The sequence below is a fragment of the Pseudomonas sp. GW-45 genome (assembly GCF_056896675.1).
The window spans coordinates 13,551-38,814 of record NZ_JBXHBH010000002.1 but is presented as its reverse complement, the minus strand read 5'-3'; the positions used below and the strand labels follow the sequence as shown (position 1 = coordinate 38,814).

At 48.7% G+C, this 25,264-nt stretch carries 36 protein-coding genes; 20 read left to right on the top strand and 16 right to left on the bottom strand.

Annotated features, from left to right (window positions below; all coding sequences use genetic code 11):
- The first annotated feature begins 256 nt into the window (after positions 1-256).
- The 4 genes from AC1XYH_RS19255 to AC1XYH_RS19240 all read left to right on the top strand — a co-directional run bounded on the left by AC1XYH_RS19255 (position 257) and on the right by AC1XYH_RS19240 (position 3,255).
- Positions 257-1,159 (top strand): ParB/RepB/Spo0J family partition protein, encoded by a 903-nt coding sequence (locus AC1XYH_RS19255; RefSeq protein ID WP_483326564.1) that lies wholly within the window; start codon positions 257-259, stop codon positions 1,157-1,159.
- Positions 1,156-1,560 (top strand): hypothetical protein, encoded by a 405-nt coding sequence (locus tag AC1XYH_RS19250; protein WP_483326563.1) that lies wholly within the window; start codon positions 1,156-1,158, stop codon positions 1,558-1,560. Before AC1XYH_RS19255 ends, AC1XYH_RS19250 begins: the two co-directional genes overlap by 4 nt.
- A 460-nt stretch (positions 1,561-2,020) precedes the next feature.
- Positions 2,021-2,341: a DUF7688 family protein gene (locus tag AC1XYH_RS19245; RefSeq protein ID WP_483326562.1), complete on the top strand. Its 321-nt coding sequence runs from the start codon at positions 2,021-2,023 to the stop codon at positions 2,339-2,341.
- On the top strand, positions 2,338-3,255 hold the full coding sequence (locus AC1XYH_RS19240; protein WP_483326561.1) for a hypothetical protein: 918 nt from the start codon (positions 2,338-2,340) through the stop codon (positions 3,253-3,255). Before AC1XYH_RS19245 ends, AC1XYH_RS19240 begins: the two co-directional genes overlap by 4 nt.
- A 224-nt stretch (positions 3,256-3,479) precedes the next feature.
- Here the strand turns inward: AC1XYH_RS19240 and AC1XYH_RS19235 are convergent, their stop codons facing one another.
- The gene (locus tag AC1XYH_RS19235; RefSeq protein ID WP_028615150.1) at positions 3,480-4,448 is read right to left on the bottom strand and encodes an IS5 family transposase; all 969 of its coding nucleotides are present in this window, start codon (positions 4,446-4,448) and stop codon (positions 3,480-3,482) included.
- 176 nt (positions 4,449-4,624) lie between these two features.
- On the opposite strand from AC1XYH_RS19235, the gene AC1XYH_RS19230 reads away from it, so the two are divergent.
- The 5 genes from AC1XYH_RS19230 to AC1XYH_RS19210 all read left to right on the top strand — a co-directional run bounded on the left by AC1XYH_RS19230 (position 4,625) and on the right by AC1XYH_RS19210 (position 7,269).
- Positions 4,625-5,170: a hypothetical protein gene (locus tag AC1XYH_RS19230; RefSeq protein WP_483326560.1), complete on the top strand. Its 546-nt coding sequence runs from the start codon at positions 4,625-4,627 to the stop codon at positions 5,168-5,170.
- 65 nt (positions 5,171-5,235) lie between these two features.
- The gene (locus AC1XYH_RS19225; RefSeq protein ID WP_483326559.1) at positions 5,236-5,793 is read left to right on the top strand and encodes a hypothetical protein; all 558 of its coding nucleotides are present in this window, start codon (positions 5,236-5,238) and stop codon (positions 5,791-5,793) included.
- Between the two features lie 89 nt (positions 5,794-5,882).
- Positions 5,883-6,425: a thermonuclease family protein gene (locus tag AC1XYH_RS19220; protein ID WP_483326558.1), complete on the top strand. Its 543-nt coding sequence runs from the start codon at positions 5,883-5,885 to the stop codon at positions 6,423-6,425.
- A gap of 49 nt (positions 6,426-6,474) precedes the next feature.
- Positions 6,475-6,675: a hypothetical protein gene (locus tag AC1XYH_RS19215; RefSeq protein WP_483326557.1), complete on the top strand. Its 201-nt coding sequence runs from the start codon at positions 6,475-6,477 to the stop codon at positions 6,673-6,675.
- Positions 6,676-6,714: 39 nt separating this feature from the next.
- Positions 6,715-7,269 carry a hypothetical protein gene (locus tag AC1XYH_RS19210; RefSeq protein WP_483326556.1) on the top strand — a complete coding sequence of 185 codons (555 nt, stop codon included), beginning with the start codon at positions 6,715-6,717 and terminating at the stop codon, positions 7,267-7,269.
- A gap of 20 nt (positions 7,270-7,289) precedes the next feature.
- Here the strand turns inward: AC1XYH_RS19210 and AC1XYH_RS19205 are convergent, their stop codons facing one another.
- From AC1XYH_RS19205 to AC1XYH_RS19190, 4 genes are all read right to left on the bottom strand, one after another.
- Positions 7,290-7,784 carry a hypothetical protein gene (locus AC1XYH_RS19205; RefSeq protein ID WP_483326555.1) on the bottom strand — a complete coding sequence of 165 codons (495 nt, stop codon included), beginning with the start codon at positions 7,782-7,784 and terminating at the stop codon, positions 7,290-7,292.
- Between the two features lie 2 nt (positions 7,785-7,786).
- Positions 7,787-8,743 carry a hypothetical protein gene (locus tag AC1XYH_RS19200; RefSeq protein ID WP_483326554.1) on the bottom strand — a complete coding sequence of 319 codons (957 nt, stop codon included), beginning with the start codon at positions 8,741-8,743 and terminating at the stop codon, positions 7,787-7,789.
- 85 nt (positions 8,744-8,828) lie between these two features.
- Positions 8,829-10,100 carry a type II toxin-antitoxin system HipA family toxin gene (locus AC1XYH_RS19195; RefSeq protein ID WP_483326553.1) on the bottom strand — a complete coding sequence of 424 codons (1,272 nt, stop codon included), beginning with the start codon at positions 10,098-10,100 and terminating at the stop codon, positions 8,829-8,831.
- The gene (locus AC1XYH_RS19190; RefSeq protein ID WP_483326552.1) at positions 10,093-10,407 is read right to left on the bottom strand and encodes a helix-turn-helix domain-containing protein; all 315 of its coding nucleotides are present in this window, start codon (positions 10,405-10,407) and stop codon (positions 10,093-10,095) included. The genes AC1XYH_RS19195 and AC1XYH_RS19190 overlap by 8 nt, the downstream gene beginning before the upstream one ends.
- Positions 10,408-10,599: 192 nt before the next feature.
- Between AC1XYH_RS19190 and AC1XYH_RS19185 the strand changes: the two genes are divergently transcribed.
- Positions 10,600-11,622: a ParB/RepB/Spo0J family partition protein gene (locus AC1XYH_RS19185; RefSeq protein ID WP_483326551.1), complete on the top strand. Its 1,023-nt coding sequence runs from the start codon at positions 10,600-10,602 to the stop codon at positions 11,620-11,622.
- Positions 11,623-11,972: 350 nt separating this feature from the next.
- Here the strand turns inward: AC1XYH_RS19185 and AC1XYH_RS19180 are convergent, their stop codons facing one another.
- From AC1XYH_RS19180 to AC1XYH_RS19170, 3 genes are read right to left on the bottom strand one after another with little or no spacing between them, the layout of a single operon-like run.
- Positions 11,973-12,257 (bottom strand): hypothetical protein, encoded by a 285-nt coding sequence (locus AC1XYH_RS19180; protein ID WP_483326550.1) that lies wholly within the window; start codon positions 12,255-12,257, stop codon positions 11,973-11,975.
- Positions 12,258-12,281: 24 nt separating this feature from the next.
- Positions 12,282-13,457, bottom strand: coding sequence for a hypothetical protein (locus AC1XYH_RS19175; protein WP_483326549.1), 1,176 nt, complete (start codon positions 13,455-13,457; stop codon positions 12,282-12,284).
- A gap of 1 nt (position 13,458) precedes the next feature.
- A complete protein-coding gene (locus tag AC1XYH_RS19170) occupies positions 13,459-13,833 on the bottom strand; it encodes a hypothetical protein (RefSeq protein WP_483326548.1) in 375 nt (124 codons plus the stop codon).
- Positions 13,834-13,916: 83 nt separating this feature from the next.
- On the opposite strand from AC1XYH_RS19170, the gene AC1XYH_RS19165 reads away from it, so the two are divergent.
- The 3 genes from AC1XYH_RS19165 (at position 13,917) to AC1XYH_RS19155 (ending at position 15,481) form a co-directional block, all read left to right on the top strand.
- On the top strand, positions 13,917-14,570 hold the full coding sequence (locus AC1XYH_RS19165) for a restriction endonuclease (RefSeq protein WP_483326547.1): 654 nt from the start codon (positions 13,917-13,919) through the stop codon (positions 14,568-14,570).
- A complete protein-coding gene (locus tag AC1XYH_RS19160; RefSeq protein ID WP_483326546.1) occupies positions 14,567-15,088 on the top strand; it encodes a nucleoside 2-deoxyribosyltransferase in 522 nt (173 codons plus the stop codon). The genes AC1XYH_RS19165 and AC1XYH_RS19160 overlap by 4 nt, the downstream gene beginning before the upstream one ends.
- 186 nt (positions 15,089-15,274) lie before the next feature.
- Positions 15,275-15,481, top strand: a complete 207-nt coding sequence (locus tag AC1XYH_RS19155; RefSeq protein WP_483326545.1) for a hypothetical protein — start codon at positions 15,275-15,277, stop codon at positions 15,479-15,481.
- A gap of 96 nt (positions 15,482-15,577) precedes the next feature.
- Here AC1XYH_RS19155 and AC1XYH_RS19150 read toward each other — a convergent pair whose 3' ends face one another.
- From AC1XYH_RS19150 to AC1XYH_RS19140, 3 genes are read right to left on the bottom strand one after another with little or no spacing between them, the layout of a single operon-like run.
- Complete coding sequence (locus AC1XYH_RS19150; RefSeq protein ID WP_483326544.1) at positions 15,578-15,946, bottom strand: hypothetical protein; 369 nt, start codon at positions 15,944-15,946, stop codon at positions 15,578-15,580.
- Between the two features lie 2 nt (positions 15,947-15,948).
- Positions 15,949-16,284 (bottom strand): hypothetical protein, encoded by a 336-nt coding sequence (locus AC1XYH_RS19145; protein WP_483326543.1) that lies wholly within the window; start codon positions 16,282-16,284, stop codon positions 15,949-15,951.
- Positions 16,281-17,027 carry a hypothetical protein gene (locus tag AC1XYH_RS19140; RefSeq protein WP_483326542.1) on the bottom strand — a complete coding sequence of 249 codons (747 nt, stop codon included), beginning with the start codon at positions 17,025-17,027 and terminating at the stop codon, positions 16,281-16,283. Before AC1XYH_RS19140 ends, AC1XYH_RS19145 begins: the two co-directional genes overlap by 4 nt.
- Before the next feature lie 85 nt (positions 17,028-17,112).
- Between AC1XYH_RS19140 and AC1XYH_RS19135 the strand changes: the two genes are divergently transcribed.
- The 3 genes from AC1XYH_RS19135 to AC1XYH_RS19125 all read left to right on the top strand — a co-directional run bounded on the left by AC1XYH_RS19135 (position 17,113) and on the right by AC1XYH_RS19125 (position 19,147).
- The gene (locus AC1XYH_RS19135) at positions 17,113-17,685 is read left to right on the top strand and encodes a hypothetical protein (RefSeq protein ID WP_483326541.1); all 573 of its coding nucleotides are present in this window, start codon (positions 17,113-17,115) and stop codon (positions 17,683-17,685) included.
- Between the two features lie 72 nt (positions 17,686-17,757).
- Positions 17,758-18,114, top strand: coding sequence for a hypothetical protein (locus AC1XYH_RS19130; protein WP_483326540.1), 357 nt, complete (start codon positions 17,758-17,760; stop codon positions 18,112-18,114).
- Between the two features lie 193 nt (positions 18,115-18,307).
- Positions 18,308-19,147 carry a hypothetical protein gene (locus AC1XYH_RS19125; RefSeq protein WP_483326539.1) on the top strand — a complete coding sequence of 280 codons (840 nt, stop codon included), beginning with the start codon at positions 18,308-18,310 and terminating at the stop codon, positions 19,145-19,147.
- Between the two features lie 182 nt (positions 19,148-19,329).
- Here AC1XYH_RS19125 and AC1XYH_RS19120 read toward each other — a convergent pair whose 3' ends face one another.
- Positions 19,330-19,713 (bottom strand): hypothetical protein, encoded by a 384-nt coding sequence (locus AC1XYH_RS19120; RefSeq protein ID WP_483326538.1) that lies wholly within the window; start codon positions 19,711-19,713, stop codon positions 19,330-19,332.
- A 1-nt stretch (position 19,714) separates the two neighbouring features.
- Positions 19,715-20,251, bottom strand: a complete 537-nt coding sequence (locus tag AC1XYH_RS19115; protein ID WP_483326537.1) for a hypothetical protein — start codon at positions 20,249-20,251, stop codon at positions 19,715-19,717.
- A 632-nt stretch (positions 20,252-20,883) separates the two neighbouring features.
- Between AC1XYH_RS19115 and AC1XYH_RS19110 the strand changes: the two genes are divergently transcribed.
- Positions 20,884-21,477 carry a hypothetical protein gene (locus AC1XYH_RS19110; RefSeq protein ID WP_483326536.1) on the top strand — a complete coding sequence of 198 codons (594 nt, stop codon included), beginning with the start codon at positions 20,884-20,886 and terminating at the stop codon, positions 21,475-21,477.
- 13 nt (positions 21,478-21,490) lie between these two features.
- Here AC1XYH_RS19110 and AC1XYH_RS19105 read toward each other — a convergent pair whose 3' ends face one another.
- The 3 genes from AC1XYH_RS19105 to AC1XYH_RS19095 form a co-directional block, all read right to left on the bottom strand.
- Positions 21,491-21,679 (bottom strand): hypothetical protein, encoded by a 189-nt coding sequence (locus AC1XYH_RS19105; RefSeq protein WP_483326535.1) that lies wholly within the window; start codon positions 21,677-21,679, stop codon positions 21,491-21,493.
- Between the two features lie 5 nt (positions 21,680-21,684).
- Positions 21,685-22,305, bottom strand: a complete 621-nt coding sequence (locus tag AC1XYH_RS19100) for a DNA-binding protein (RefSeq protein WP_483326534.1) — start codon at positions 22,303-22,305, stop codon at positions 21,685-21,687.
- Between the two features lie 103 nt (positions 22,306-22,408).
- Entirely contained in the window at positions 22,409-22,852 is a 444-nt protein-coding gene (locus AC1XYH_RS19095; RefSeq protein WP_483326533.1) for a DUF6283 family protein, read from the bottom strand.
- 237 nt (positions 22,853-23,089) lie between these two features.
- Here AC1XYH_RS19095 and AC1XYH_RS19090 point away from each other — a divergent pair, with 237 nt between their 5' ends.
- From AC1XYH_RS19090 to AC1XYH_RS19080, 3 genes are all read left to right on the top strand, one after another.
- The gene (locus AC1XYH_RS19090) at positions 23,090-23,695 is read left to right on the top strand and encodes a hypothetical protein (RefSeq protein WP_483326532.1); all 606 of its coding nucleotides are present in this window, start codon (positions 23,090-23,092) and stop codon (positions 23,693-23,695) included.
- 29 nt (positions 23,696-23,724) lie between these two features.
- Positions 23,725-24,681, top strand: coding sequence for a hypothetical protein (locus AC1XYH_RS19085; RefSeq protein ID WP_483326531.1), 957 nt, complete (start codon positions 23,725-23,727; stop codon positions 24,679-24,681).
- A 128-nt stretch (positions 24,682-24,809) separates the two neighbouring features.
- Positions 24,810-25,247 (top strand): LexA family protein, encoded by a 438-nt coding sequence (locus tag AC1XYH_RS19080; RefSeq protein ID WP_483326530.1) that lies wholly within the window; start codon positions 24,810-24,812, stop codon positions 25,245-25,247.
- The last annotated feature ends 17 nt before the right edge of the window (positions 25,248-25,264 follow it).

Sequence of the window (25,264 nt, the reverse complement as noted above, 5' to 3'; positions counted from 1 at the left end):
TCTAAGCACCTCAAGCACTGATGCTCACGCCGAGCTAGCGTCACAGCATGCCGCAGCATGGAATAGCCAGTCCTCAGAGCGTCTAGACCCAAAGTGCGACCTGACATCTCTCCGACCATCACCGAACAATCCACGCCGTAGGTCTCTTGATCGTGCTGGCGTTACCCACGAGAAGATAACTGAGCTAGCGCGCCGCGATGGTGAAGGTCTCGATTCTTGGTTAGATCGGTTGGATGACTTCTGTGAATCTCTCAGGATGTCAGACCCTGTAGCTGCAACTACATGGTCAGAGTTAATTGATATCTCGGTCTCTATCAGCACGAGCGAACTGCTGCAGCCCATCGTCGCCAACAAACAAGGAATCATTATTGCTGGCGAGCGCCGTTGGTGGGCGTCTCTTCTCGCGTCTATACCGGTCAACCGCGTTTTTATCCGAGAAATGTCATCCGTTACTGAAACTGTTTCTCGTTTTATTGAGAACGTGCTGAGAAGCGACCTTAGCCTTCCAGAAATGATCAGTGGCCTGCGTGCGGTATTGGCCGAGGTCACCGGTGAACCCTGCGGCCCTGACAATTCTAAAATCACCATCAAGCAAGTACGTTCTTTGGTAGGTAAGGGTACGACCCAATCAGCACACTACCGCGCTTTTTGTCGCCTACCTGAAGACGACCCAATCCTTCAAAAACTGATGGTTGGTGCTTACTCTGATAAAGAGGTCGCATACAGCGATGCAAGTAAGCGATTAGATGAGCTTCGCCGGGAAAAGGCGGGTATCCAAACTAAAGCCACGTCAATTCCTGCTAACGATGAATCCTGCGCTGATCCAAGCGACACCAGCAGTGAGTCCACAGACAAATCAAACGAGCGCACTACCCCTGACCCTAAAGAAGCTCAATCAGCAATGATGGCGAAGCTTCCACCTCTTAGGACTAGATTGCCGGGAACAGGGGGCGGCAAGGCCTTTTTGCACGCGGTTGAATCAATACCGGATTTGCCAGTAAAGATTATTGAGCAGATCGCTACAGTTAAGAATGAGTGGGAACCTGCGGGAGACAAAACTAGACGGAAAATGCTTCAGTCCCTACTAAATAAGGTATTTGATGAGCTGGACGCGCTGGACGTTGCAGGCTCAATTGATTCTCAGGAGGATGACCAATGAGACGAACTCTTGCGTCAATCAGCTCTGGAACCTCTCTAACACCAGGCACAAAAGAAACAAGCCGTTCTTACCAAGCTTGGGTAATGGAAAGTCAGGCCGAAGGCATCCGTGAGGCGGTTTTAAACTCTAACCTATCGTGGCCTGATTGGATTGATAATGCCGTGTCACGTCTGATGAGCGAAGAGAATGAAGACATGGTTGAATCGCTCATCACCACCTGGCCCTATGGTCGCAAAGGCAAGACTAATATCTCATTTCGGGTCTACCCATCGACCTTAGAGCGCTGTAAGGCGCTAGCTGATAAATACAACGGTACAGTACAGTCTGTTTTCGGCCATGCTTTTTGCATGGAATCGCTGGCCACCGGCAACATTACAGACCTCCCGCTTAAAAGAGCATAGGGACTGCCCCCACGACCTCGAATGAGTTAACACTCGCTAGAGGTCACTGTCAGATCCCACTCCTTGTGCCGCTAAAACATGCCCCCAGTTATTACACGTCAGGCATAGCTACACATCCAGCTTCACCTACCCCTCCAAAGCTGCTCCCAGCTGCTCCCAGCTGCTTTGCGGTCTTCAGCTGCAGACATTCCTGCGATTATTTTCTAAGACTGTAACGGCACAAGCCAGCCGTTCTGAGCCAACAGCAATCCATCTGCTTTAGCACAACCTTCCAGAAACATAGACCTTCCGCGACTACTCAACGCTCCATTTTGCTGACGACCTTCAGAAAATCAGACTCAACAAAAAGAGTCTAAGAATCATTTTTGAAAAGCCTCTTTACACTGTCGTTTTTTCGTATATATTTAATACCAGTAGTTCGGTATTGTATTACTTTATAATATGAAAGAGGCCAGTCATCATGAGCAATGAATTTGAAATCTGCATTGATGGGAAAACAGCCATTAGTGGCGATAGACAATCTATCTCAATGATATTTAACAACTTGAGCGGCAAAACATTTCTTGTTCGCGATGGTAGCCACCCCACTCTGGGTACTTATGAGATGTATCTAGAGCAGGTGCGTAGCTTCTGGGAGGTGGAGATTGATGTGGGGTCTACCATCGAGATGCGCGAAACGGCTGAAGCTAAAGCAGAACGATTACATTGCATCGGTGCTGACCTGCCTGGCTCCTATCGAGACGCTCAAGGCCAGAGTGTTGTTTTGGAGCTTCGCCCATGAAGACCATGACTCAAAATCGAGCCTACCGGCTTACACAGGACATGGAGACACCATCGGATATAAAGCCCTCGCTTGGCGATGTCGTGTACTGCGATCACATAGACAGCCGCAATGGCAAAGCTCGACTGGTGTTTGTCCACAATGGCACCGACCTATATCGAATCGTGTTTGCTATCGCAGATTGCTGTAAGGCTTTGGTGCTGGCTAAATTTGTGACCTTGCCATCTAAAATTCGGCACCGGTTCAACATTAATGATGAAGGCCAGCGCGTCCGATTCACAAAGGATTTGATCTACTGCACCCATCAAGCTGGCGGGAAGCTACCACCAGGTACGCGCTTAAAATGCATTGTCGGTGGTGATAAGCCGTGGTTTTCGTACATAGACTCATCGAATAGAGCACAACCCGTTGAGTTTCTACGGTGCGACAGGGTTCACCTGTGCAGGGTTGATCCTATTGAAGATGAGACAAGTCGTATAGTGGTGAGCTTGCCTTATACAGCTAATGCGACACCCGGTTGCAGGCTAGTGTTTAACGGGAAAATAACTTTTGAAAACCACGAATTAGGTGTTGAAAGAAAAACAGTTAATTCTAAAATAGCCTGCACTGATTTTACCGCAGGTGCTTGGCAAAGAATTGGCGCCTTTCTTCGTCATTACCTTACTGAAAATGGAATTAATCTTGTTGTCAACGACGATCATCTTATTGAAGCGTTCATCAACTACACCTACTTTGAAAAGGGTGTGATGTCGTTCGCATTAGCTTATTCACGTATTGTGCTATTTTTTAAAGATGATGAAGTGTTTAGGTCAAATCGGGAAACACAGCGTTTCCAGACTAAAACTTCAACCATTCTTCCTAAAAGCCAAAACACAACCTACCGTCAGCTTTTGCACGCACAATATAGATGGTAGCTGAAATGCCTTATTTGAGACCAGCAATGCAAACCACCATGAGAATATTTGTAATTATTTTCTCTAAGGAAGGTCTGAAATACCGGCCATATGGGCGGCGATTATGACCTCGGCTCACAAAAAAAACATTTCAGGAACGATTTCATCGCCCTCAGTCGCGTTTTCAGCGCGTTGCAGCCCCTTTTCGGCCATCCAGGCCACTGTACCCAGTACTCCGGGCGGATTTATCCTGCACTTAACAGCTGTTTTCGGGCCATCCATAGGTTGGCCAGGGCGAACAAGGTATGCAACTGGGCCGTGTTCTTCGCCAGGCCCTTGTAGCGCACCTTGGTGAATCCGAACTGGCATTTGATCACTCGAAACGGATGCTCGACCTTGGCTCGTGTACTGGCTTTGGCCCGCTCGATTCGGCGCAAGCCTTTCTCGATCAGCTTGGTTTTGCTCAATGTCTTGAGCTTGCCTGGGCGCATCGCAATCGACCAGACCACCTGCTTGCGCCCTTTGTGTTCATCCCGTTTCTGAACGCCGGTATAGCCGGCGTCACCGCATACATGGGTTTCTTCGCCATGCAGAAGCTTGTCTACCTGAGTAACATCGCCCGCATTGGCCGCCGTCCCCACGAGACTGTGAACCAGCCCTGACTCAGCATCAACGCCAATGTGGGCCTTCATGCCAAAATAATACTGGTTACCCTTCTTGGTCTGATGCATCTCGGGATCGCGCTTACCTTCTTTGTTCTTGGTCGAACTGGGTGCATGAATGATGGTTGCATCGACCACGGTGCCGTGGCGCAGCATTAGCCCGTGCTCACCCAGGTAACGATTGACCACTTCGAACAACGCCGTGGACAGGCCGTAGCGTTCCAGCAGCCGACGGAAGTTGAGAATAGTGGTTTCATCCGGAATGCGATCAAGTTGAAGGCCAGCGAAGAGTCGCAAGATGGTGGTTTCATACAGCGCTTCTTCCATCGCTGGATCGCTGTACCCAAACCAGTTCTGCATCAGATGAACTCGCAGCATCGCGTCGAGCGGGTAAGCAGGTCGACCACCTTCGCCCTTGGGATAGTGCGGCTCGATCAGCGCCAGCAATGGCTTCCAGGGAACCACTTGATCCATTTCCAGCAGAAAGCGCTCACGGCGGGTCTGCTTACGTTTACCAGCGTATTCGGCGTCTGCAAAGCTCATCTGTTTCATGCGGTGGTCTCGAAAATGGCGCTGACGCATTTTACCTTTTCAGGAAGTCTTTTTCAGACCTTCCCTAATTGCTGTCGAACCACACACATACGCCAAGGCACTGCGCCTATCTGTGGAGGATTAACTTGCTATTAAAGTTATCTCTATACTGGGTTAAACCTCATTCTAGACCGCTTTTGGCTGTCGCAGCCGCAAGCGAGCATCATGCTGCTTCTCTGTTTAAAGTACATCAACACAGCATCCGTAGAAACGGCGGCAAATGGTCGGGCTTTCAGGATGGGGAGCTTCCTCATCCATTGTCCGAGGTGCTGGTTTACGCTATGCGCAGACCAGGCCACGTTTTTAGGTTTGATGGTATTTGGCGAAGAATTTGTCGGAAAACCACGATAAACTTGCATAATGGCTCTGATTGCAATGGCATTAGTGTTTGCCAACAATCGTTGGCTTCGCCTAAAGCGATGGGTGTGCGGACCCTTAGCTTGAATGTTGATGAACGAAATAAGTTTGAATCACTTGGCGGCGCTCGTTGGCTAAGGGATGAGATAGCGAAAGCAAATGTGACCGAAGAAGCGATTGCGCCATCACGACAACAGGCAGGCACTTACAAACCTATGAGCTTGCGAATATCAAGTGCGGACTGGGATAAGTTTCAACAGCTTGGTGGTAAAACATGGCTTTTGGTAAAGATGGTCAATTCAAAAGTTTGCATTCCACTGGATTAAAATTAGACCGTTAGTTTTATCCCCTAATTATTTGATCCATAATTTACTTTTAATCAGGGGAATACGTGTCTCCGATTCAACTCATTTTCTGGGTTCATTATCCTGGCCAGCCTCTTAAGCTTGTAGCTACAAAAAACACTGCAATGGCAGAGCGCTTGCTACAAGTGAGCCCCTACCTTATCAAGAAATATGGGGGAAGCTCAGCCGCTGACATGCCTTCGGCTCTGCCATTCGATGCCTCTGATGTCATTGAGATTGCTAGAACGAAGCCTGACACCGTTTTTGTCAAAGGCGTTCGCAAGTGGCGTACCCAGGGTGCGGCTCTGAGTGTTGGTGGAATTCGTAAAGTGCCTACTAAGCGCGGAAAGCAGGGGATTTTGAAATCGTCTTATGACCCCGTTCGGGTTCTGAAGCTTACCAAGTCAGAGCATGATGCAATCAAGGCTAAAGGCGGTGTTGTCTGGTTGCGCGAAGCATTAGAGAACCATCCACCTTCTGTTAAGGTTGCCCCTAGCCGCAGGAAAGGAGCTTTAACCACTCAAATATCCTTTCGCCTATCTGACGACCATTGGGAACGATTTAAGTCTTTGGGCGGTATCGGCTGGTTGAGGCTTCAGCTTTAGAATCACAACGTCTAAAAAAGGTGATATATAACTATTATCCGGTTCTCTTATTTTGTAATATTGTACAATATTAAAGGAGCTGAATATTTATGAACAAATCGCTTGTAAGCCTCTTCGCTTCAGTCACGCTATTCGCAGCATTCCCCGCCTATTCCCTTTCTGAAAGAGAGCCTGTGATAGCTGAGGGTACGGTTATCCGCGTTATTGATGGCGATACTTACGACATCCGCATTGATAACCCCTCGATCTACGAACAATTTAAAGATGATGCACGCGGTGATAGCCGTAGAGAGCGTTATGTTCGTCAGCGCAGCCAGTCAATACGGGTACGCCTTGCAAGTATTGATACTGCCGAATCCGTTCATGTAAACCCAGAGCGGAACAGCGTTCGCGGCAAGCAAAGCTCATCAGTAGTCTCAAACATGCTTTCCAACCAACCTGTTAGCGTCAAATGCTACGACTGGGGCCGTTATGGGCGCAGCATTTGCAACGTTGAATTTCTTTATCAGGGACAACCCACTGATCTGGGCGAGTGGCTGATAAAGAATGGTCATAGTGAGTATGTGTCTAAGTGGGGCCGTAACCCTTACAAAGATCGTGAGTACAGGGAAGCTCAGCGGCAGGCACGCTAATATGGTGACGAACTCTGTACTACTTACCCAGGATATGCGGGAGCGTAATATGGGCGATACCGGTGTTTTTGATGAGTCGGAGGTTGTTTCGCGCATGCGGTCGTTATTAGTTTCCGGCGACCTTTCAAGTGGACAGATTTACCATGCGATAAAATCAGAATTTACTGGTATTTCCCCGTTGCAAATCGAATGCTGCGCACACGTGTTGGTCACAGAAACGGATTCCACTAAGCCCTTAGGTTTCAAGTGAACCGGCTATGTGCTTCCAGGCAGATTGGCAGGCCTCACAATGATTGTTAATGCTAAACCCTTGATCAAGTGCGAACAGTTGACGCTTTGTGATGACAATGAGCTTACGGGTCAAGCCGGGATATTTGAATTCACTCAAGACGTTTGTTGGTTGCGCGAGGCCAGCGCCACTGTGGCCCTGTACCACGGCGGCCAAGAAATCAGGGAGATAGATTGTTTTTCTGATCATCTGAAATTTCTGGATTGCATTGATAAAGCTCGAAATGCCTACGACCGCACATGCGAGCTTTTTGGAATAGCGCGTGGATCGACTCTAGAGGCATGTATCACACTTGATATCATTGATGTGCCCTACGCACTCGCCCCACTGCAAGGATTTAAACCAGAGTCCCTCAGGCGCTTCCAATCGCCAATATATTTCTTGGATAAAGGCGCTGAAGAAAAAGGCATGATCCTGTTAGAGCCTTTTACAATATTGAGCAAGACCCCCATCCTAACGTCGCTCACACACCTGAAGAGCCGAGGTCGGATTGAGGCCCAATTGCGTGCAATGATACGTGCGCAGAGAGTAAGCGCCGGCGTGACGACCAGGTAAAGCGCTGCTACTTAATTGCCCTAAAGCGCAGGCCCTTTAGTCGCGTGGGGCCTCAACATAAGCTTGGCTTCTTCGAGGGTATGTGTTGAAACGTGATGGATTTGATCTGGGTAAAAAACTATTGACTCAAAAGCACCCTCGCCATAATCAACGAAGATCCCATCGTAGCCCAGCTCCAACAACCTTTCTTGAACCTCATTTCCAAAATATCCGTCTGATTGCATCGCCGTCGCAAGAACATCGGATTGCTCTTCAGGCCCAAAGATCGCATTAATCATATCGACTGCAGGTGAATCAAAATCAAGCTCGTGATCAAAATTGGCACTGTAGCGAAATGGATTTTTGATATCCATTTCAAGGCAAATTAAATCAGCATCATCGCCCCCGCAGAACTCTACCGCACAGGCTAGATCCCCACCGTAGTATCCGCTTCCAAAGGTGCCCCGATTGCTGACCCTAAGAGGACCAACAATTATCTCTTTGCTACCATGAAAGCAGGTAATTTTTGCTTCCACGACTAACCCAGCCTTAATTTGTTTTGCGACTCGCCACCTTGCAAGCGCATGTCGTAGGATGGCGATACTTTCAGTGCCGTTCCAAGAGCAGTAATCTGCTCATGCGTTGCAGGCAGGCCATTTACCGACTCGATATCCATGTAGTGGTAAACATCTATGCCCTTTTCGTAATGGTCACGTGTTCCAGATGGGTCGGTCGAATAGAGGGTCGAAGAATTGTATTCAGAGATCCCTACATTCAAAGCATAGCTTCTGATTGAGTCAAAATCATAGGTATCGGTTTCAAAATCAGGCTCGCCCAACGCTTCACCATGCTCATCATCAGTATCTCTTACTGTGACGCTATAGACCTTGGCAACATAGGTTGAATGCTTAGCTGCGAAGTCGTGGTAGTCGTCAATTTCAAGATTCGCGCCGTTGTAGCTAATCTCATGCTGGTTACCCAGGACATCCTCGATGTAGCCGCTTCGCTCATTAGCTTGTAGCAATGCAACCATGTCTTGATCGCAATAAATCTTGTTGTTTGCAGTGACAACACACACTCGCCGCGCTTCAGGCTCATCGGTTACACCTGATTTGTAGACTAGCTCTGCCAAGCTCGAACCTGTTGGCAAGAATTGTTTGCCCTCTACCACAGCAAGCTTTGGGACCATTGAAGCGTCTTTTGCTGCCCCATAATCGCACCCAGCCTCAGAGCAGATTTTGCGGAGTGCGGTATCTATGTGATCGTCGTTTGCATAGTCATAAATAGGGATGAAAGTTGTGCCTTTGTAATGGGGATCTGGCCCCATACCAATCGAATCACCAATCTTGATTTTGGATGACCACAAAAAGTCCCACCGAAGCCGCTTAGGTGAGAGCCCAGCCGCTTGATATTCGGTCGCAGCTGCAGGATTTTTTGTAATCGTTTCGTTCAGCTTGTCAGCAAGCAAGCGGTAGTGGTCATCAGAAATCTTCATAGTCGCTCCATGTGCTTTATATCACTTTCGTATAATGATACTAAACCACATGGAATACAGGCGCTATACCCTTTCGTTTTCTTAGTTACGTCGCTTTGAATCGTTTGCGGGCCGCATCAGCTAAACGCTCCGGTACACAGCAGGCTTCTGCAATGTGGTGCCATTGACTCATGGCTGATTTGAGTTCGTCGAATACACCTTCAGGCTTAAAACGAGGTATCTGTTCGCGACCAAGCTTGATTAGTTGATGGTAGCTAAGGTCAGGGAGGCCTTGTCTTTGCCATGCGTAAGCTTCTGCATTGCGGGCAACGTACTCAGCAAAGGCTTCAAAGTCATTTGCTGGCGCTAGTGCCCACTGTCCATTCTTAGCCAAGGTAACCATTATTGATTGTGAGCTATCAGGTGTTGCTTGTATGGCCCAAGAGAAAAGGATCTGCCTGAACAATTGCAGCTGATCAGCGCGAACGGCTCTCAGAGAGCGCAGGAGCCCGAAATGCTCTTTCAGAGTGTCAGGTTTGCTTGAAGACACGCGCGAACGCCCAATGGCGCTCAGAGACTGCAGGTGTACCCTATTACCGGCGTCATCTCGATCAATCCGCTGCGTAAAACAATGGGATAAGCCATCGGCCTGTATCAGCCTTTGTTTCGCAATTCTAATACCGGCTGCTTCAGCCAGCTTGCTATAGGCAACTTGAAGACTTTTCGTCTCTGATGAGCTGGCGCTCAAAGAGGGTGACAGTAACCAATGAGTTTGGTTTTCAATGGCCCCATCTTGGTCAATGAACACCTTTGAAGAGCTTTCATCAGTGCTGACCATGAATGCTGGTAAGTCACTTGTTACGCCGCATCCAGCAAACAGAACCAGGTCGCGTAGATGGTCGTTTGCAGGACTGTCGCCTGAGGCAACGGCTTTATACCCCCCAATCAAGTCAGGTAGGTCTAAAAGAGCAGGCTGCGCTGCTGATTGCGGGAAGGCCGAAGACGAGAACTCGAATACGCCAGTTGTTCGACTTCCTATCCAAGCTAGGCGGTCAAGCGGGGTGATCGTATCCTGAGGCGGGCTACGGCGTAATAATTCAGAATCGACCAGATACCGGGCAAACGGCCCCGGCAGACTGTCAGTAAATAATGGCGGTACAAGATGACAAGGTAATGCCGGTCTGTAGATGTGTTTGGGAACTCTAGGCATTGCGAAGGGTGATAGCTGGTATCTCATCTCTCCGTGAGACTGTGCGTACTCAAACAATGCACATTGTCGGCGCTTACTCCAAGCTAGGTAGCCTATGACACTCCCCCAGGCACTGACAGTGACAGGGCAAATCAAGTCAGCTTGTTTGAAGCTCTCTAAATCAATCATCTTTTCGTGATCTGGCCCGCGCCTTAGGCTGAGCTTTTGGCTTTGTGCTTTGCACAGCGATTGCGGGACTGGGCAAAGGGGGCTCCATCAATGCTGCTGCCAACGAAAGATTACCTAGCGCCCTGAGTATCCCGATTAAGACCTCAAGCTTTACCTTGCCTCCCTCAGCGGCGATCAGCGTAGGAATGCTAACCCCCACCTCAATAGCGACCTCTTCTTGTGTGAGCCCTTTGCTTGCGCGGTGAGCCTTAATGGCATCGCCAACGGCTGCAGCTATTTCTTTGTCTGCCATAGCTTCAATATTCACCAGTAAAGCTTCCTTTATTTTCTACTCATGATGCGCAGTATATCTAAAGATTTCTTTATATTCACCATTGACACCCAACAGACACTATATTAAATTCCATCTAAAGGTTCTTTTAGATTAGCTCGCCCAAGCGTGCATTTCTAAAAGATGTTTAATGTTTTGTAAGGCCATGATGGCCACGGGAGAAGCAGCATGGAAAATCATTTTGATAACTTTGGTCTGGAAAAGGCCTCTAAAGCTAAATTCAATCTTGTTGGCGGTCAGATAAAAACCGCAATGCGAGCTGCTGGCAAAACCGCCGATTTCTTTAAGATCGACCCGCGCAAAATCCACCTCCTTGAAGACTTCAACCCGCGCATTAAGGATCGTCAGTACTACGAGGGAACCGAAGACAGGCCCGGTATCGTTGATCTAGCGAAGTCAATGAAGCTGAACGGTTACTACACAGATAAACCTCTTGCTGGTTTCGTTGCCAAGGTCGATGGCGAGGATGTCATTTACTTGACCGAAGGCCATCGCCGCTTAGATGCAGTTTTGTACTGGATGGACAACCTGGGCGGTCCTGAAGACTTCATGGTGCCTTTTGTTCCTAAGCCACGCGGCACTACTGAGCTGGACCTGAACTATGCCCTTGTGGAGGCTAACAAGGCTGTTGATTTCCGCCCCTACGAGCTAGCCATGCATATCAAGCGCCTACATTGCATGTTTGGCCAGACCGAGGCACTTATTGCCACCAAAGCCGGCATGTCGGTCAGCCATGTTAAAAACCTATTGGCTGTTGCTGGCGCCCCTGAATCAATTGCAAAAATGGTTCTGGCCGAAGAGATTTCGGTAACCGAGGCAGCTGAGGCCATCGGCAAATATGGCAACCAGGTTGAAACAGTGCTGAATCAGGCAAAGGCAAACTCAGTTGCAGCAGGAAAAACCAAAGTGTCGAAGCGATTCCTGCCCGGTGAGCGGTTTAAGAAAGAGGTTAAAAAGGAATCCGATACCTTATTTGATGCTGTACGAACTGTCCGAGAAGACAATAACTACGACGCGCTAACCGAAGATACCCGCAAGACTTTGGATGAGTTGATGGAGCGTATGACCGCGATGCAAAAGAAGCTTGATGAGCAGGAAGCTCAAGCCTTAGCCGCTGCAGCGCTAGAAGAGGCCGACGAAGCCGCACAAGAAAGTAATGGGAAAGATGATGTGAAGGATCAAGAAATCTAACCCACCTACTAACCGGCGAAGGAATCAATAGATGCTGAACACCCGACCTGAATATGAAGCGCTGGACTCTCAGGGATACCCCTACATGCGTCAAGCGCGTGTTGTAGGGGAACTGCCCTCAAAGGATTGTCGCACCGCCTTAGATGAGGCTGTGGGGATGATTTCAAGGGAGGTAGGGCTTACCGCAGTCAGGCCGCTAAGTTTTGGATTAGCTGCATTTCACGCTTTCGGCATGAATCATCGTGAAGCGTGCCGCCATGCCCACTCAAGACTCCTTTTAACGCAAGGTGTCGATTTACCGTTGGATTACATACCGGCATACAATTCAGACTGTTCTAACAAGCCCTGAATCACATAGCGACACATTTAAAGGTAGGGACGCTGGCTTGAATTAACCCTTCTTCACACATGTCACGTGACGTGGTAGCGCGATCAAACAATGCCCTGTCTTCAGGGCTCGCAAGCTGGCTCCGCAAGAAATTAACGAATGCATTGGTTTTACCGATGACGTCATAGCCTATGTCTGATTCATCATCCATTCGTTCGTACCCTTCGATCTTGGCATCAATTAGCGCCAGCAGCTCATCAATGGATATTTGAACATCTAACTGAAATGGATTCTGAATAGTTGTCATGGCGATCCACCTTCCTTTGTCTGGTTACAATCCAAGCCGAATTCCCGAGCTTGGTGACGAGATAATATCCGTATATCCGTTACCGAATTCTTGCAGAAAACTTACAACCCAAGGGGCTAGCTCACATCCTAAATTTTGGGCCTCACTTACAGCATATTCTATCTGAGCGTTAGTCCAACCGGCATCCCCAATAATAGTTACATAGTCCTCATTAACACAGTATAGCGAACCAGAGTTTTCAGTTACCGCGATTGGATACTTCCAAACCAATGCTACAACTGATTCAGACTCGATGCACAATGTGTCACCTTGATTGATTCGAGGATTTTCATAAGCCAATTCATAGGCTTCTGGCGTGCTTGTGAAATAATGCGATTGGTTTCTTGCGCGATTTTGCTCTGAAATACCTACCGACCAGGCCACCCCATCTACCCGATCCCAGTCAAACTTATTAGCTTCACGCATCACTACTTCGCATGGAAGTAACTGTGTATCAATTGCATCTAGCACGCTGCTCTCATTTGCCATCAGGGTATCTTCTATCGTAATCCCGTAATGAGCATTTATGAGGTTACTGATTATTCGCTTGTACTCATCAGCCAGAATGTCACCACGGATCGACTGAAAGAAAGCAAATCGCTCAGGGTCAACAAGCGCCACATGATCACCAGCGAGCTTTATAGGATGCACGCCATTGTGACGATCAATGATGAAGTAAATATCGCTTTGCCCCTCATCAGCCTGTAGCGACTCCATAACGTTGCTGCTCATTTTGGCAACAATCTGCCCTGCCTCACCCTCAACAAAGCAAACAGAGACAGCATCCTCCCTCGATAAAGGGAGACACGCTTTTAGGTGGGCAAGGAAGCTACCAGGTGAAGGATTGTAATTCTCATCGCTCAGAACCAGAGCTGGTACTTCCTCACCATCGCGCAAGGCTAAATAGCCATTGGGATCAATTGCCAAGTGAACACGCTTAACGCTATCTAAGATCAAGCCCCAATTAGCGGCCTTGTCATCATCTGAAAAAGGCTGGCCGTCAACGATGAGCCCGCCATTGTCATCAAGGAATACAGCCTCAGCGACATGGCAATGATATTCGCTAGGTTTGAATCCGTTGTTCTGAAAAAACATCTTCAGCATTGGATTCCGATTGTTGTACTCAGTAATGATCGTCGTAAAGACGTGCTCAGGAAGCATTTTACCTCCCGGCGCCCGGTTGGGATTTAGGCGTTGGCCGGTGAAATGCCGTCAGGTAATCATCAACAAGAGACCGCTGAGCTTCTTCGAGGTGTACGCCTTGAATGCTTTCCGCGCGCGAATACATCCGCATATCGTCGCCCAAAAATATCACCGCTAAACCAACAGCCTCTTTGGTATCAGGATCAGCGCATGGAACGTATACCGCCATGCTTACCAACCCATCCTCATGGTCGAAGCAGCAGCCATTCATCTGGTTGCGATCCAGCACCTTATTCAAGTCATTTGGGTCCACTAAAGACGGGTGTTTGGGGGGCTGCAGCTGGCTAAGCACATTCGACAGCCATTCAGGCGGATTTGGCTCTTGCTCGCTCATATTGTGTCCAATTGGTTTTTGTGGTCAATGTTGTTTAATATCATTATACGTTATGCAGGGTCAATGTAGAGAGCTGGTAATTAATGCTGGATTTAGAGCAAATAACACACGGAATTTCCACAGGTATAACCGCATCAAACTTCTGGTTTGCTGTTGCTCTGGGTCTCGGCTATCGCATATTTGGCCGATCATTAATCAGGTACATCAAACGCTCACTTGGCTGGCGCAAACCCGGCCAGAGAAGGCGTGCAAAGGCTGCTAAGCGAGTTTTAAAGCGTCTTGCTGGCATTGATCATGATGGGGCGAAACTGGCCTACCTCAGGCGGATAGACCCATTTGTGTTTGAAGAACTTGTTTTAGAAGCTTTCGAGCGCCGGGGATTGAAGGTGCAGCGTAATGAACGCTACACAGGTGATGGCGGAATAGATGGCCGCATCTGGTCGCGGGAGGGCAATTTGAACCTGGTACAGGCCAAGCGCTATTCAAAACACATCAATGCTCAGCACATGAGGGACTTTATTGAGCTGGTGAATCGCTCTGGATGCTACGGGGTCTTTGTTCATACCGGACGCACAGGATCTCTAAGTCGCCAACTGGCTCAGGCCCATAAACGGATCACCATCGTAAGCGGCGCTCAATTACTTCAGCTGTTTAGTGGCGCCAATAACCAGCAAGCACACCACTCAAAAAAACCACACACCGCAGTCATCATAGACACACAGGATGCACGTGCATGAAAGCGTATTTAGCTGGACCCGACGTATTCCGCACTGACTCGATTGATCACGGGCAGTACTTAAAAAAACTCTGCGAAGAGGTTGGTCTAACAGGTCTCTACCCCCTCGACAACTCCATACCAGACGATCTGGATAAAGCGTCAATGGCTCAATGGATATGCCAGCAAAATATGACCATGTTGCAGGGTGCTGATGTGGTCATTGCTAACTTATCTAACTTTAGAGGTGCTGAGCCCGATTCAGGAACGGTATTTGAGGTGGGTGTTGCTGTGGCCCTCGGTAAGCCGGTATGGGCCTACTTCCCCCAGCAGGTCTCTATGCGCCAGCAAATCGAGACAGACGATAACGGCTTGTGTCCTGAGGCAATGTTTGTCGAAGACTTTGGGTTACCCCGCAACCTGATGCTCGCTTGTCAGTGGGCCGGTTCAAGCTCAACTGTGGAACAAGCAATAAGGTCAGCTGCAGAGCTGCTACAGAGCAATCACACGAAACCTGATTACATGCCGAGGATGGGATGATATGGGCAGCAACCTGCAGTTCCTGAGAGGCTACTTTGAAGCCGGATGCTTATGCATTCTGTCCCACGGGACACTAGCCAGGGCACCCGATGACATGAGTGATGAAATGGCGGCAGATTTGTATATGGCAAATTGCAGGTGCAGCCGTCACCCGAACTATCCCCAAAATATCCTTGGAGCCGTTCAATGATTCTTGCAAGCAAGGGGGGCACGGTGGAATCAGTAACGCTTATTTACCAGACTCGCAGGTCTTGGACGCTGAAGGCCGCTGACCCCGAGCGAACGTTCACCCTGAACAAAAAGAGCCAAGATCAACGTGCCTTTAACGACATCAACTCAGCACTGGAATGGATTGGAACACCTCAAGCAAGGGAACACATGACCAATCTTTGATTGAAGTCCGCAATTTGGGTGAATCAACTAACTGCGACTCACCACTAGCATGGAGGAAAGCTGACAACGCGACAGGCTTTTAGCCTGTCAGGCGCGTTAATAGCCGGGAGCTTTTGAGGGCTTGGTTTCAGATTCAATTTCTATCTGGTGGTCGGTCCAGACCTCATGTACAAAACAGCATGCTATCTCTTCATTTTGGGCGTCATAAAGCCCGATCAACGAATTACCCAGCTCTTCTGTATCGTCCATATCCGGCAAGTTAGTTCCGCTCTCATCAGTGAGCCGCAGGATTCTGCCCCCTTCCAATTCCTTTTCCAGAGCCATGCACCCGCCACCTGTGAGTACTGCCAGAAAACCATATTCCGTAGCTGGGTTGACCGTAAACCTACCGCAGGCGCTCATAAAGGGATTTGAAATCTCCATGTCGTCATGCTCAAAACGTAACAGGCGCGTTTGCTCAATCATAATTAGCCTCCGCCCCCGTCTTCACACATCGTGAGAGGCGTATGTATTTGCTTATTGGGGTTGGGTAACTCTGCCACATCAAGGAAGAAACATAGTCGCCGCTCACCAGCCATTCGAGCCGATTCTGAATCGTATTGAGCAACGCCCCACACTAGATCACCCTGAGCAATACCCCTGCAGCACAGCACTTCTATCGCAGCAAAGAATTCTCTCTCTCCATCGCAGGGGTAACGGCCTACAACAACTCGTACACGCCAGTTTTCGTCGTAGCGATAAATCGTGCCGTAGCTAATCGGCACAATTTTAAATTCTTCCTTGGTAGCTGTGTTGAAAGTCATTGGTGCATGCCCCTGCTTTGCGTGTGTGCTGAGCTAAACCGCCTTTGCTCGCTCTCTAGGTACTCTGCCTTGGAAATCTCAATAGGAGACTGCATAACAGCGCTGTCAGACCTACTTAGCTCATAAGCCACGTCACCTAAAAGCTCACTGCCATTCTGGGCATATTCATCGACGACACTGCGTTCGATGTTACCGATCACACAGGCAACGTCATTGTCATCGGTGGCGCCAGACAGATGCTCAACCAGGTAGACAAGATTCGACTCCAAACCAGCATCAACTAGCACTTTTGTCACGTGCGCCAATGGAGCCCAAACAGCAGCATTTCTCGATGAGCGGCCAAGCACATCAACGGTTAGGTTTTCACTGATTAAGGCGGGTTCGTTCAGGTCGTATTGGGTAAGATCTGTAACAGCCTTTACCCCAGCCATTTCAGAAACTAGGTGGTCAGGGCGTTCATACATCACACCCCGGCCAGCAGCACCGAGCATTGCTGTCGCCAGCCCTCGAATGCATTGTTCAACCTTCTGGGTACGTGGGATGTTTTGAATAGCCACCATGAGAAAATCGCCAGTTCGCAGCGCGGTGATAAAGCTGGGCAATTGCTCAGGTAGTGCTTTTTGGGTAAATGGATCGGCGTATGGCCCGTCGAGCTGGAACGTCCGATAAAAGGCTGTCTGGCTCTGTACTACTGCAAGCACCCTATCTTCTGATGTAATGCTCAACGCTTTACCGGTATCCACGGCGCACCTCGGCCTATGACTGATCAATATAGCGTATTACTATACCGAACAAACAGGCTATTACCACTGACTAATAAGCAGACAAATGAAAACCGCTATTTGCACTCGCATCATCCACTTGGCAGCAATAATCTTCGGCGTCCAATTGATTGGCTGGGCTATTGATTGGCTCCCCCAAAATCTAACCAGCGCGATGGACGCATTCATTAGCCAAGACATCTATTCAGCTAGCCTATGTCTGGTAGGGATTTGGGCTCTCTTGTTGATTGTGCAAACTCAAATCAACACCAAGTGGGTTCAAAAAAAACTCGGTGCCGTCTGGACCCGCTTCTTACAATTTGAGATAGAGGTTTTGGGCTTTGTCATTGACCTTTTCATAACGATTGCTTTTGCCTTGGCGTACAAATCTGGCGATGCTTACTTTTTTGGGACGGCGCTCGCGCTGTCTATCAGTGTGCTAGGTCTGTCACTGTGGACAGAGTTGAATTTGAAGCGTGAGGTCACCAGCGACCACCTGCACCCTATGCTGGGCAAGTGGAATAATCGGTGTGTCTATACCCTGAATAAATTCCTTGGGACCGATATCAGCGAAGCGAACCTTGGCTTAACTTTTGTAGTTTTGGCAGTATTGGTGCTGTTAGTGGTTCTTTGGCTTTGATGCGTGAAATAACCCTGACAAAGCAGACCCTCACGCTGAGGGCCATATTGACGTATCCGAAAGGAGTTGCTGATGGGTAAAAAGGTTCGACCTATCTCTGACGATAGTAATAAGCCCTTTGGGCTCACCGGGTTCTCGTTAAGTGAAATGCGAGATGACATGAGTGAACAGGGAGTGTCGAGCACGACGCCGTTCCGAGGCTACTGCGTACACATACCAGCTAAGGACGAGTTTCTTGGGGTAGTACGCCAACGCGCGGATCTAGACATGCGAGGTTTTTGCATAGGCCCCTCACGCGCAATGCGATTCCCAAGCTACAAGGCGGCAGCGAATCACCGCGAAGCTGAAAAGGGTGAAATCATCGTAGGTCTTTTTGAAACGGAGCATCAGCTGATAGTCGTTAGCGCTGAAGTCATCACCGAGCAATAATCCACACCTACTTCGAGAACAACGAGCGCTCTAAGACGCAGACAGCTGAGACAATGCTGGCGCCAGGGATAAGCCGCACCTCGAAGCCTTCCTCCCTTCCCTGCTCAAAACAGCGCCTGACATGACCAGTGCGTTAATCGTCCCTGCCCGACCAGCTGACAACAACTGAGCGGCTCACTTGGGCTAGATCTACTTGCATACAGATCCGCTGGTAATCATAGCTGGCGCCCCAAAACAGCAGCCTGCAGCACGCCTGAACACGCCTTTTTTGAGACATCAATTCATTAGAATTCGTTTTTCTATAAATAAACGTATGACAAACATATTCTCACTCCCGTTTCACCAGGCACTTAGCGACTGGCAGGCTGAATCTTCGCCTGAGACTGCCCGCGCGCTAAAAGAAGTTTCAGCGACTTTGCCGCTGCGCTATCGGACATGTACCCAACCCTGTTACCGACAAATATCGTTGAGAAAAAAACCCTTGTTTTCACTTGTAGGACAAGACTTGCTGACAGAAAAGGTATCGTCATGGACGCACTGCCCAGCAGTAGCAAGAGATTTCAATGGCGGTGTTCAACCTAAACTCTTTGGGCTCCAAGGCGTTATTTTGGCCGTCAATCCAAATAAGGGGACAGTGATTCTCAACCTCTCTGCTCTGTACCAGGACGCGCTTTTCCTACATTCCTTGGAGCATCACAAAGATCAGATTGTTGGTTACGATCTAGGCGCTGGCCAACATAAAAATCTGGAAAAAGAGGTGGTGCTCGAAATTGACGCCGTATCAACTGATGACATTTACTCCCTCAGCGGGTATTCAAGCTCTCTAGAGCAGCTCGCCACCATGTACTTTGGGCATCCTCCGAGCGACAGCGAGATAACAAGCTTTCAGGAACTCGCGCCGGGTATTCAGGATCGTGTTGGCGCAGGGTGGCTAAAGCCTGAAAACACAAACGGTCTGTTAAAACGATTCAGGCAAAAGGCCGGTAGATTGAACCTGCTTTATCATCTTCAGCAGCAGCAGCAGCAGCAATGAGTGTCCACTCAAGCTTGCTGAGTATCGCTGCAGAAATGGTGTTGCGAGCACTTGTGAGACACGAACGCGGGCCATAAAGGCGAAATAGTAAACAGAGGTCGCAATTCGCATCCCCTAGAAATCTACCCTTTGATTGTCGCCACTCTCAGCACTAGCTCACAGGATGCACAAGGTAAAAGCCGTTAGCTTTTCTGAGGCTCCATTAGCGCTACGGTCACACCCAGCCTCAAGCGTTCTGTCAGCCCGACTGTGAAGGCATTATCAATTTCTTCTGTCAGGGCTTCTAACCGCGCTTTTGATAAACGCCCACCTGTTGCTATCACCTTTCCTGTTCTTGAGTACCCAGGGCCCACAAGAATCAACTGAGAAGGGGCATGGCTTGATCCACTTAAGCCGCTCCATACAGTTCCACCGGAGACCCAAGCGAGCATAACTCCCTTTTTGTTACGCGCTAGCAGCTTGGTCTTTCCCCACTCTACCCCGTTGAATAAAGGGGCAAGTGTTTCCAGCGCCAGCTCACGAAAGACGAGACTGGTGCTTGTCGTTGTTTCTGCGTTATTTAGCATGCTACTTCAAAGCCCCGTATCGGCGCTCTAAGGCCTTCAGTACATTTCGCGCGGCACATAGCTCTCTTTGCCACTCTTCAGCTTCCTGCGCATCCCCAGAAGCTTGAGACAGGCTTATATCATCTTGGTAGTAGTCGATTAGACATTTTTGATCAGCAATGGCGTATTTCAACGCTGCACGCTTGGTCGTATAAATGCCGAAGGGTAAGTCATCGCCCACCCTGAACGCTTTAAGGTATCCAGCCCAAATGGATTTGTGCCAGCCGTAATCACCTGCCTTTGGAGTTTTCTTGACCCAAGTGAATTGGTTCTTTTGAGCCAGGTTGACTTGCTTTGGCGCATCCTTCACAGCATAGAAAACTGGCATCCCATTTTTTGTAAGCGAGTTTCGACGGGCTCTGATGCTACGCACTATCCACTCTTCGATTCGCGTGACTACCTTTCCATCATCATCAGTAAAGGCGAGTACTGAAAACAGGACTGCACCTAGCTTTATCTTTGTCGAAGGATATGACTGACGGGGCGGATGGCTTGTCATACGGTCACTCCATAAAGCGTGAGTTCCAAAACGTGCTTTACGGAGCTGTAACCTTGGGTAAGTAACTCAAGGTCAGTGACCGCCTCACAGATTGTAGCCATTGTTCGTATCTCGCCATGTGATCCAATAAGCTGATATTGAACTATAGTTCAAACAATAACAACATTAATTGAACTGTGGTTCAAGCTACGCCCACACCACAAGCGAACAGACTCTTTATAAGGGCAGACTTTACAACTGGCTTTCTCTGTGTCGAGCCATTTACTATTTGTTGATTTTTCGGTGCCCCATTTACCGATTTCAACATGTTTTTGCCTTTACATTTACTATTATGGTTCGCTCATTAACGATATATTAATGGGATTTACTTAATTTATATCAATAGGTTAGATGATAATTTCTATTCATTTTCTGTATAGCCCTTTCTAGATAGAAGTTCGTCCTTTCTGTAAATTCAACATAAGCCCACTCAGAGAGGTACTGGCTATGGAGTCTATATCTAACCTAGTAATGCAGCTGGACACACTAAGCCCTGCTGCACTTGTAGCAACTGTCAGCATAGTGATTACGCTTGCCTGGTCTGTCTGTGTAATCAGTATTTCCAAAGGGCATAAGAATAGAGGGCGACAATAATGGCCGGTTGGAGCGCACTGCCTACATGGTGGGTACGGGAACCCGGCCTAGCTGATTTCTTAGGCGGAGGTAAATCGGGAGCGTCTATTGCGGAGCTGAAGACCTATATTGGCCTAACAGTGCTAGCTGACTTTAAAACGAAGAAGGTGAAGACAAGTATTTCTGATTTGGAATTGCTGACGGGTTTGTCACGCCCTATGGTAATACGCGGCATTAAGGGGCTAGAGAACCGTGGAATGCTGAACGTAGTGCGAGATGGGCACATCAACCATTACGAGCTGATCATTTCAGGCACCGACGACAAATGGGGCAAAGTGCCGAACGATGCCCTTAGGTTGCATTTACCAGAGATTATTAATCGGGGCGCTGTGACCCTTGCTGCATTGAAGATTTACATCTTGATAGCTTCCCTTCGACCAAACTCTGCAAGAGATACATCCATTGGTCATAAGAAAATCAGGGAGCACACAGGCATACAGACAAGGCACGTGCGCGCAGGCTTAGATATTCTGATCAACCACGGACTCATCCATATAGATCAAGATGAGAGTGGGGGACACAGCAAATACACGATGATTGGGCTTAAATTATGAGACGTAGCAATGCCTACCGCTTGAGGTTAGGCAGTCCGCGCACAGCATCATCCCAATGCATGTCTCGTTCTGGATCTGAGCCTATCTTACTGATCCAGGCTTCAGACTTACCCCAACGCCGGGAGAGCGCCCTACCCGTCCAGCCACGGCGCTTGTACTCGGCTTTAAACTCTACAGGGGTCAACCGGTCTGCATTCGACATCAAGGTTATTTCTTAGCGCCAGCATTGCTGGCAATCTTGATCAATTCCTTCTGCAACGAAGCGTACAGAGACTTTTGCTCTTTCAGCTCCAACTCCAATGCACTGATCTTTTCTTTGCTGGCGCTGAGTAGCAAGCTGCATTTATCTGCCTCATGAGCCGCCTTATCTAGCTGCTTGTCCAATGTCGCCAACTGAGCTTTTGCTGACTCTAGCTGCTTGATAGCACCTAAGCGTTCTACATCACTGAGTTCTTTGTCAGCTTCCATGCTTTCAATTTCAGACAGCGCCGAATCACGCTCTTCAGTAAGACTGGCGACCTTCTGCGCTGAAATCACCTTGTACTGATTAAGCTCTTTGGATGCTTCGGCAATAGCTACCTCCCACATACCGACAATAGACATCCCCATCGCCTGACTGACTGATTCTGGCAGGCTCAAGGCCTGCACCTTCTTACTTTCAAGCGATTCACGCCATTCGCGCATGACAGGCTGAATGTAAGACATCGAGCCACCACCCAGCTTCTCGCGAACCATCTCGTTAGAGGGCGCAAAGCCGGTGCTTTGAAACAACCCTTCAGCAGCGGTGATGATCTGGTTGCGCTTTTCGTTGCTAATTGCAGATGCCATGTAGGTGCCTAATAATGGGTAAGATATGAAGTGTACTGTATGCATTGTACTTTAATAATACATACAGTACACATACCGAAATGCATTCTGATATCCGATCTAATTAATCATCAGCGCTGCGACATGCACGCAATACCGGATCGTCCGCGCTAACCCCGTTGGCTTCTGCCATTGCACGGTAGCTGGTGAAGAGTTCGTGCCCCCCGTCACTGACTTCGCTAAGGTCTATTTTACCAAGCATCAAATCAAACCTGATGGCGAGGCTGTGATATGAGCCATGCAGTAGATATCCGGCACAGGTGGCCGACTTATCCTTGCCTGCAGAGTGGCAAGCAAAGGTATTTTCGCTCATATCATAGGCAGTGTGGGCGCTATGCTTAAACGCTTCAGCTGGAAACTCGCCAACCGCGTCCAGGCGCCACGGACAATCCGCGCACGGCTTCTTACAATACCGTCTCTGCGACCCAGCCTCAGAAACGAACGAAATAACCTGATGGTCTGGCCCTGCAGGCTTTACATCTACAATTCGCGCCTTGCCTTGAGACATACACATCCCTCTAATTCATTACACCGCTAGACAGCCTTCACTCACCGTATAATTTATGCAGGGGTGATCAGTAAAATCTGCTTGGATTGGTTGAACTATAGTTCAATTGTTATTGCAACTGTTTGCACTATAGATCAACCTGTACGGACGGTAGTAGTCGTGTCGGAAGACAGATCGTTCGATGGGGTCAATGCCGCTTAAGTGAGCAATCCACGATTGAAGAAAGGCGCAAACGCTATGCCTGTTCGACACTTTACTGATGACGATTATGGGCTTGTCATTCGCAAAGACTATGTACTGTTGTGTCTGAAATACATCGCATCTGACGGTACGGTCAAAACTAAACAGCCCACATGGCGCTACCACACGGAATCAGGCCTGCAGACCGCACTTATCCACGCCAAAGCCCAGCGCGCAAAGCTTCTGAAGCTGCCAGAGTTCAAGGCCTACATTGCCAAGGTGGCTGCTAATCCTTCAGGCGCCATTCGCACTAGAGCTATAAGGACACATAGGGGAATTGAAGATAATGTCGTACCCGGCCTGATGCGTGTTTACCCAAGCGTCACAAGAAGAAAGCTTAAGGATGGTGAAATTCGCGAGTACCTATCCATATCGGCATTTGTACCAACCGGCATGTCAGAGCCGTATCAGCAACGAGCATGGTCTGTCAGCAAATTTGGCCTTAGTGACGCCTTGCACAGGGCCGCTAAATGGCAGACATTGGCCTTAGGTACTGAGATGCCCAACCCTCTAGTAATGGCGAAGGCTGAGGCATTTCTCAGAAGGCGATATGCCAATATGCTCAGCGGGCGTACTGACCTTAGGTCTCGTAGCCGTTCGTAGCTATCAAAAGTGCTAAGCGGGGGGATCACATGCCGGCCAATATCATAGAGCACTTTCGCTCATCTACTGTTTCAAATGCTAACTGCATAGTGACTTTAGAGTGCCTGGGCGGCAACGATCAAAAGACCGGGCGCAAGCGAACCGAAGATCTTTGCGATGCATTGATGGCTGAATCTCCAATCGAATACTGCGACAAGCTTGGCCAGATTGAATACGCGCAGCTGAACAACAAAGATCAGCTCATAGATTACATGCAGACCTTAACCATTCAAGCCGCAACAGCTAACAAAATCCCACTCTTGTTTATTGATGCTCACGGCAGCGAAAGCGGGTTGTGCTTTGGCAGTCAGACAGGCATTGAAAGCTTCATTTCATGGCCTGAGCTTATAGACCTCTTGGGTAAGCTGAACCATGCCTGTAAAGGTGAGCTGACAGTAATTTGCGCCGCATGCCACTCGTACACACTGATTGAACACCTGCCTAACTGGAAGAGGTTGCCTTTTGCCTTCTATTACGGTTACTCAGGAGAGGTTAAAACGGGTTCACTCGCCACCGATACAGTCAAAGCGGGCAAGAGTGCCATGCTCGCAGGCCTTATAGAAATCGACAAAACGGCTTTTAGCTTCCATTCTGAATTCATTCATTTCAGAGATTACATTCTCGCAGCTGTAGTGCTGGCCACCCATACGGCTGAAGAACGTAAACTGCTTTATAAAAAAGCTTGTGAGCCAGATCAGCTATCAATACGCGCAATTTCCAAGAATATTGGCAGAGAGGTAGCGAGGGATGGGTATAAAACTGCAGGTTTGACCAAAGGAATCAAGTCACTTTTGGATTCAGGCGCGCTGGCTATAGTTATGATTAATCAATTCATGTACCCAACAGAGCGACGAGATATCCTGATGCAAGATATCTTAAATCACGTGAAGCGCCACCCTAAAAGCAGCTACCACCAAGCAAGCTGGGAAAACCCTCTTGTGCTTTGAAGCGGGCTCGACTCTTGAGCGCCACCAATCCAAAGCACTGATTGAGATACAGGGTTAGGTCACCAAACATCTGATTGCTACTGCAGAATTGAAGGCCTACCATACCCTGTATATTTAACCAGTGGCCTATGATGAAAACAACGCACCCCACCCCCCTTCGCAAAAACTCTGATGCCAAAGTCAAAATTGGCGGCAAGGTGAGCTGTGGCTTCCCATCACCGGCTTACGATCATCAGCAGCCTGAACTGTCGTTGGATCAGCTGGTAGGCTTGGGACCAAGATCGTCATTGTTCATACTGGAAGCTGCGGGTGACTCAATGCGTGATCATGGCATTTATGACGGTGATGCTTTAGTGGTTGATAAGGCAAAGGAGGCTAAGGAAGGCGATATCGTTGTGGCCGTTATAGATTCTGAATTTCTTGTCAAACAGGTTGGTCGTATGGCTGACGGCACGCCCGCTTTAATATCAGGGAATGCTGCCTATCCACCTATAGCGATAGGTGAAGACCAGTCGCTTTTAATCTGGGCTGTTTGTACCTGGAACCTGCACCGACTTTCAAAATAGGGGTCTCCCCCAATGTG

Bases quoted from the DNA above. Each gene is read 5' to 3' on its own strand.
- AC1XYH_RS19255 (WP_483326564.1), top strand. From the start codon at position 257: ATGTCAGACCCTGTAGCTGCAACTACATGGTCAGAGTTAATTGATATC.
- AC1XYH_RS19250 (WP_483326563.1), top strand. From the start codon at position 1,156: ATGAGACGAACTCTTGCGTCAATCAGCTCTGGAACCTCTCTAACACCA.
- AC1XYH_RS19245 (WP_483326562.1), top strand. From the start codon at position 2,021: ATGAGCAATGAATTTGAAATCTGCATTGATGGGAAAACAGCCATTAGT.
- AC1XYH_RS19240 (WP_483326561.1), top strand. From the start codon at position 2,338: ATGAAGACCATGACTCAAAATCGAGCCTACCGGCTTACACAGGACATG.
- AC1XYH_RS19235 (WP_028615150.1), bottom strand. From the start codon at position 4,448: ATGAAACAGATGAGCTTTGCAGACGCCGAATACGCTGGTAAACGTAAG.
- AC1XYH_RS19220 (WP_483326558.1), top strand. From the start codon at position 5,883: ATGAACAAATCGCTTGTAAGCCTCTTCGCTTCAGTCACGCTATTCGCA.
- AC1XYH_RS19215 (WP_483326557.1), top strand. From the start codon at position 6,475: ATGGGCGATACCGGTGTTTTTGATGAGTCGGAGGTTGTTTCGCGCATG.
- AC1XYH_RS19210 (WP_483326556.1), top strand. From the start codon at position 6,715: ATGATTGTTAATGCTAAACCCTTGATCAAGTGCGAACAGTTGACGCTT.
- AC1XYH_RS19200 (WP_483326554.1), bottom strand. From the start codon at position 8,743: ATGAAGATTTCTGATGACCACTACCGCTTGCTTGCTGACAAGCTGAAC.
- AC1XYH_RS19195 (WP_483326553.1), bottom strand. From the start codon at position 10,100: ATGATTGATTTAGAGAGCTTCAAACAAGCTGACTTGATTTGCCCTGTC.
- AC1XYH_RS19185 (WP_483326551.1), top strand. From the start codon at position 10,600: ATGGAAAATCATTTTGATAACTTTGGTCTGGAAAAGGCCTCTAAAGCT.
- AC1XYH_RS19180 (WP_483326550.1), bottom strand. From the start codon at position 12,257: ATGACAACTATTCAGAATCCATTTCAGTTAGATGTTCAAATATCCATT.
- AC1XYH_RS19175 (WP_483326549.1), bottom strand. From the start codon at position 13,457: ATGCTTCCTGAGCACGTCTTTACGACGATCATTACTGAGTACAACAAT.
- AC1XYH_RS19170 (WP_483326548.1), bottom strand. From the start codon at position 13,833: ATGAGCGAGCAAGAGCCAAATCCGCCTGAATGGCTGTCGAATGTGCTT.
- AC1XYH_RS19165 (WP_483326547.1), top strand. From the start codon at position 13,917: ATGCTGGATTTAGAGCAAATAACACACGGAATTTCCACAGGTATAACC.
- AC1XYH_RS19160 (WP_483326546.1), top strand. From the start codon at position 14,567: ATGAAAGCGTATTTAGCTGGACCCGACGTATTCCGCACTGACTCGATT.
- AC1XYH_RS19155 (WP_483326545.1), top strand. From the start codon at position 15,275: ATGATTCTTGCAAGCAAGGGGGGCACGGTGGAATCAGTAACGCTTATT.
- AC1XYH_RS19150 (WP_483326544.1), bottom strand. From the start codon at position 15,946: ATGATTGAGCAAACGCGCCTGTTACGTTTTGAGCATGACGACATGGAG.
- AC1XYH_RS19145 (WP_483326543.1), bottom strand. From the start codon at position 16,284: ATGACTTTCAACACAGCTACCAAGGAAGAATTTAAAATTGTGCCGATT.
- AC1XYH_RS19135 (WP_483326541.1), top strand. From the start codon at position 17,113: ATGAAAACCGCTATTTGCACTCGCATCATCCACTTGGCAGCAATAATC.
- AC1XYH_RS19130 (WP_483326540.1), top strand. From the start codon at position 17,758: ATGGGTAAAAAGGTTCGACCTATCTCTGACGATAGTAATAAGCCCTTT.
- AC1XYH_RS19120 (WP_483326538.1), bottom strand. From the start codon at position 19,713: ATGCTAAATAACGCAGAAACAACGACAAGCACCAGTCTCGTCTTTCGT.
- AC1XYH_RS19115 (WP_483326537.1), bottom strand. From the start codon at position 20,251: ATGACAAGCCATCCGCCCCGTCAGTCATATCCTTCGACAAAGATAAAG.
- AC1XYH_RS19110 (WP_483326536.1), top strand. From the start codon at position 20,884: ATGGCCGGTTGGAGCGCACTGCCTACATGGTGGGTACGGGAACCCGGC.
- AC1XYH_RS19105 (WP_483326535.1), bottom strand. From the start codon at position 21,679: ATGTCGAATGCAGACCGGTTGACCCCTGTAGAGTTTAAAGCCGAGTAC.
- AC1XYH_RS19100 (WP_483326534.1), bottom strand. From the start codon at position 22,305: ATGGCATCTGCAATTAGCAACGAAAAGCGCAACCAGATCATCACCGCT.
- AC1XYH_RS19095 (WP_483326533.1), bottom strand. From the start codon at position 22,852: ATGTCTCAAGGCAAGGCGCGAATTGTAGATGTAAAGCCTGCAGGGCCA.
- AC1XYH_RS19090 (WP_483326532.1), top strand. From the start codon at position 23,090: ATGCCTGTTCGACACTTTACTGATGACGATTATGGGCTTGTCATTCGC.
- AC1XYH_RS19085 (WP_483326531.1), top strand. From the start codon at position 23,725: ATGCCGGCCAATATCATAGAGCACTTTCGCTCATCTACTGTTTCAAAT.
- AC1XYH_RS19080 (WP_483326530.1), top strand. From the start codon at position 24,810: ATGATGAAAACAACGCACCCCACCCCCCTTCGCAAAAACTCTGATGCC.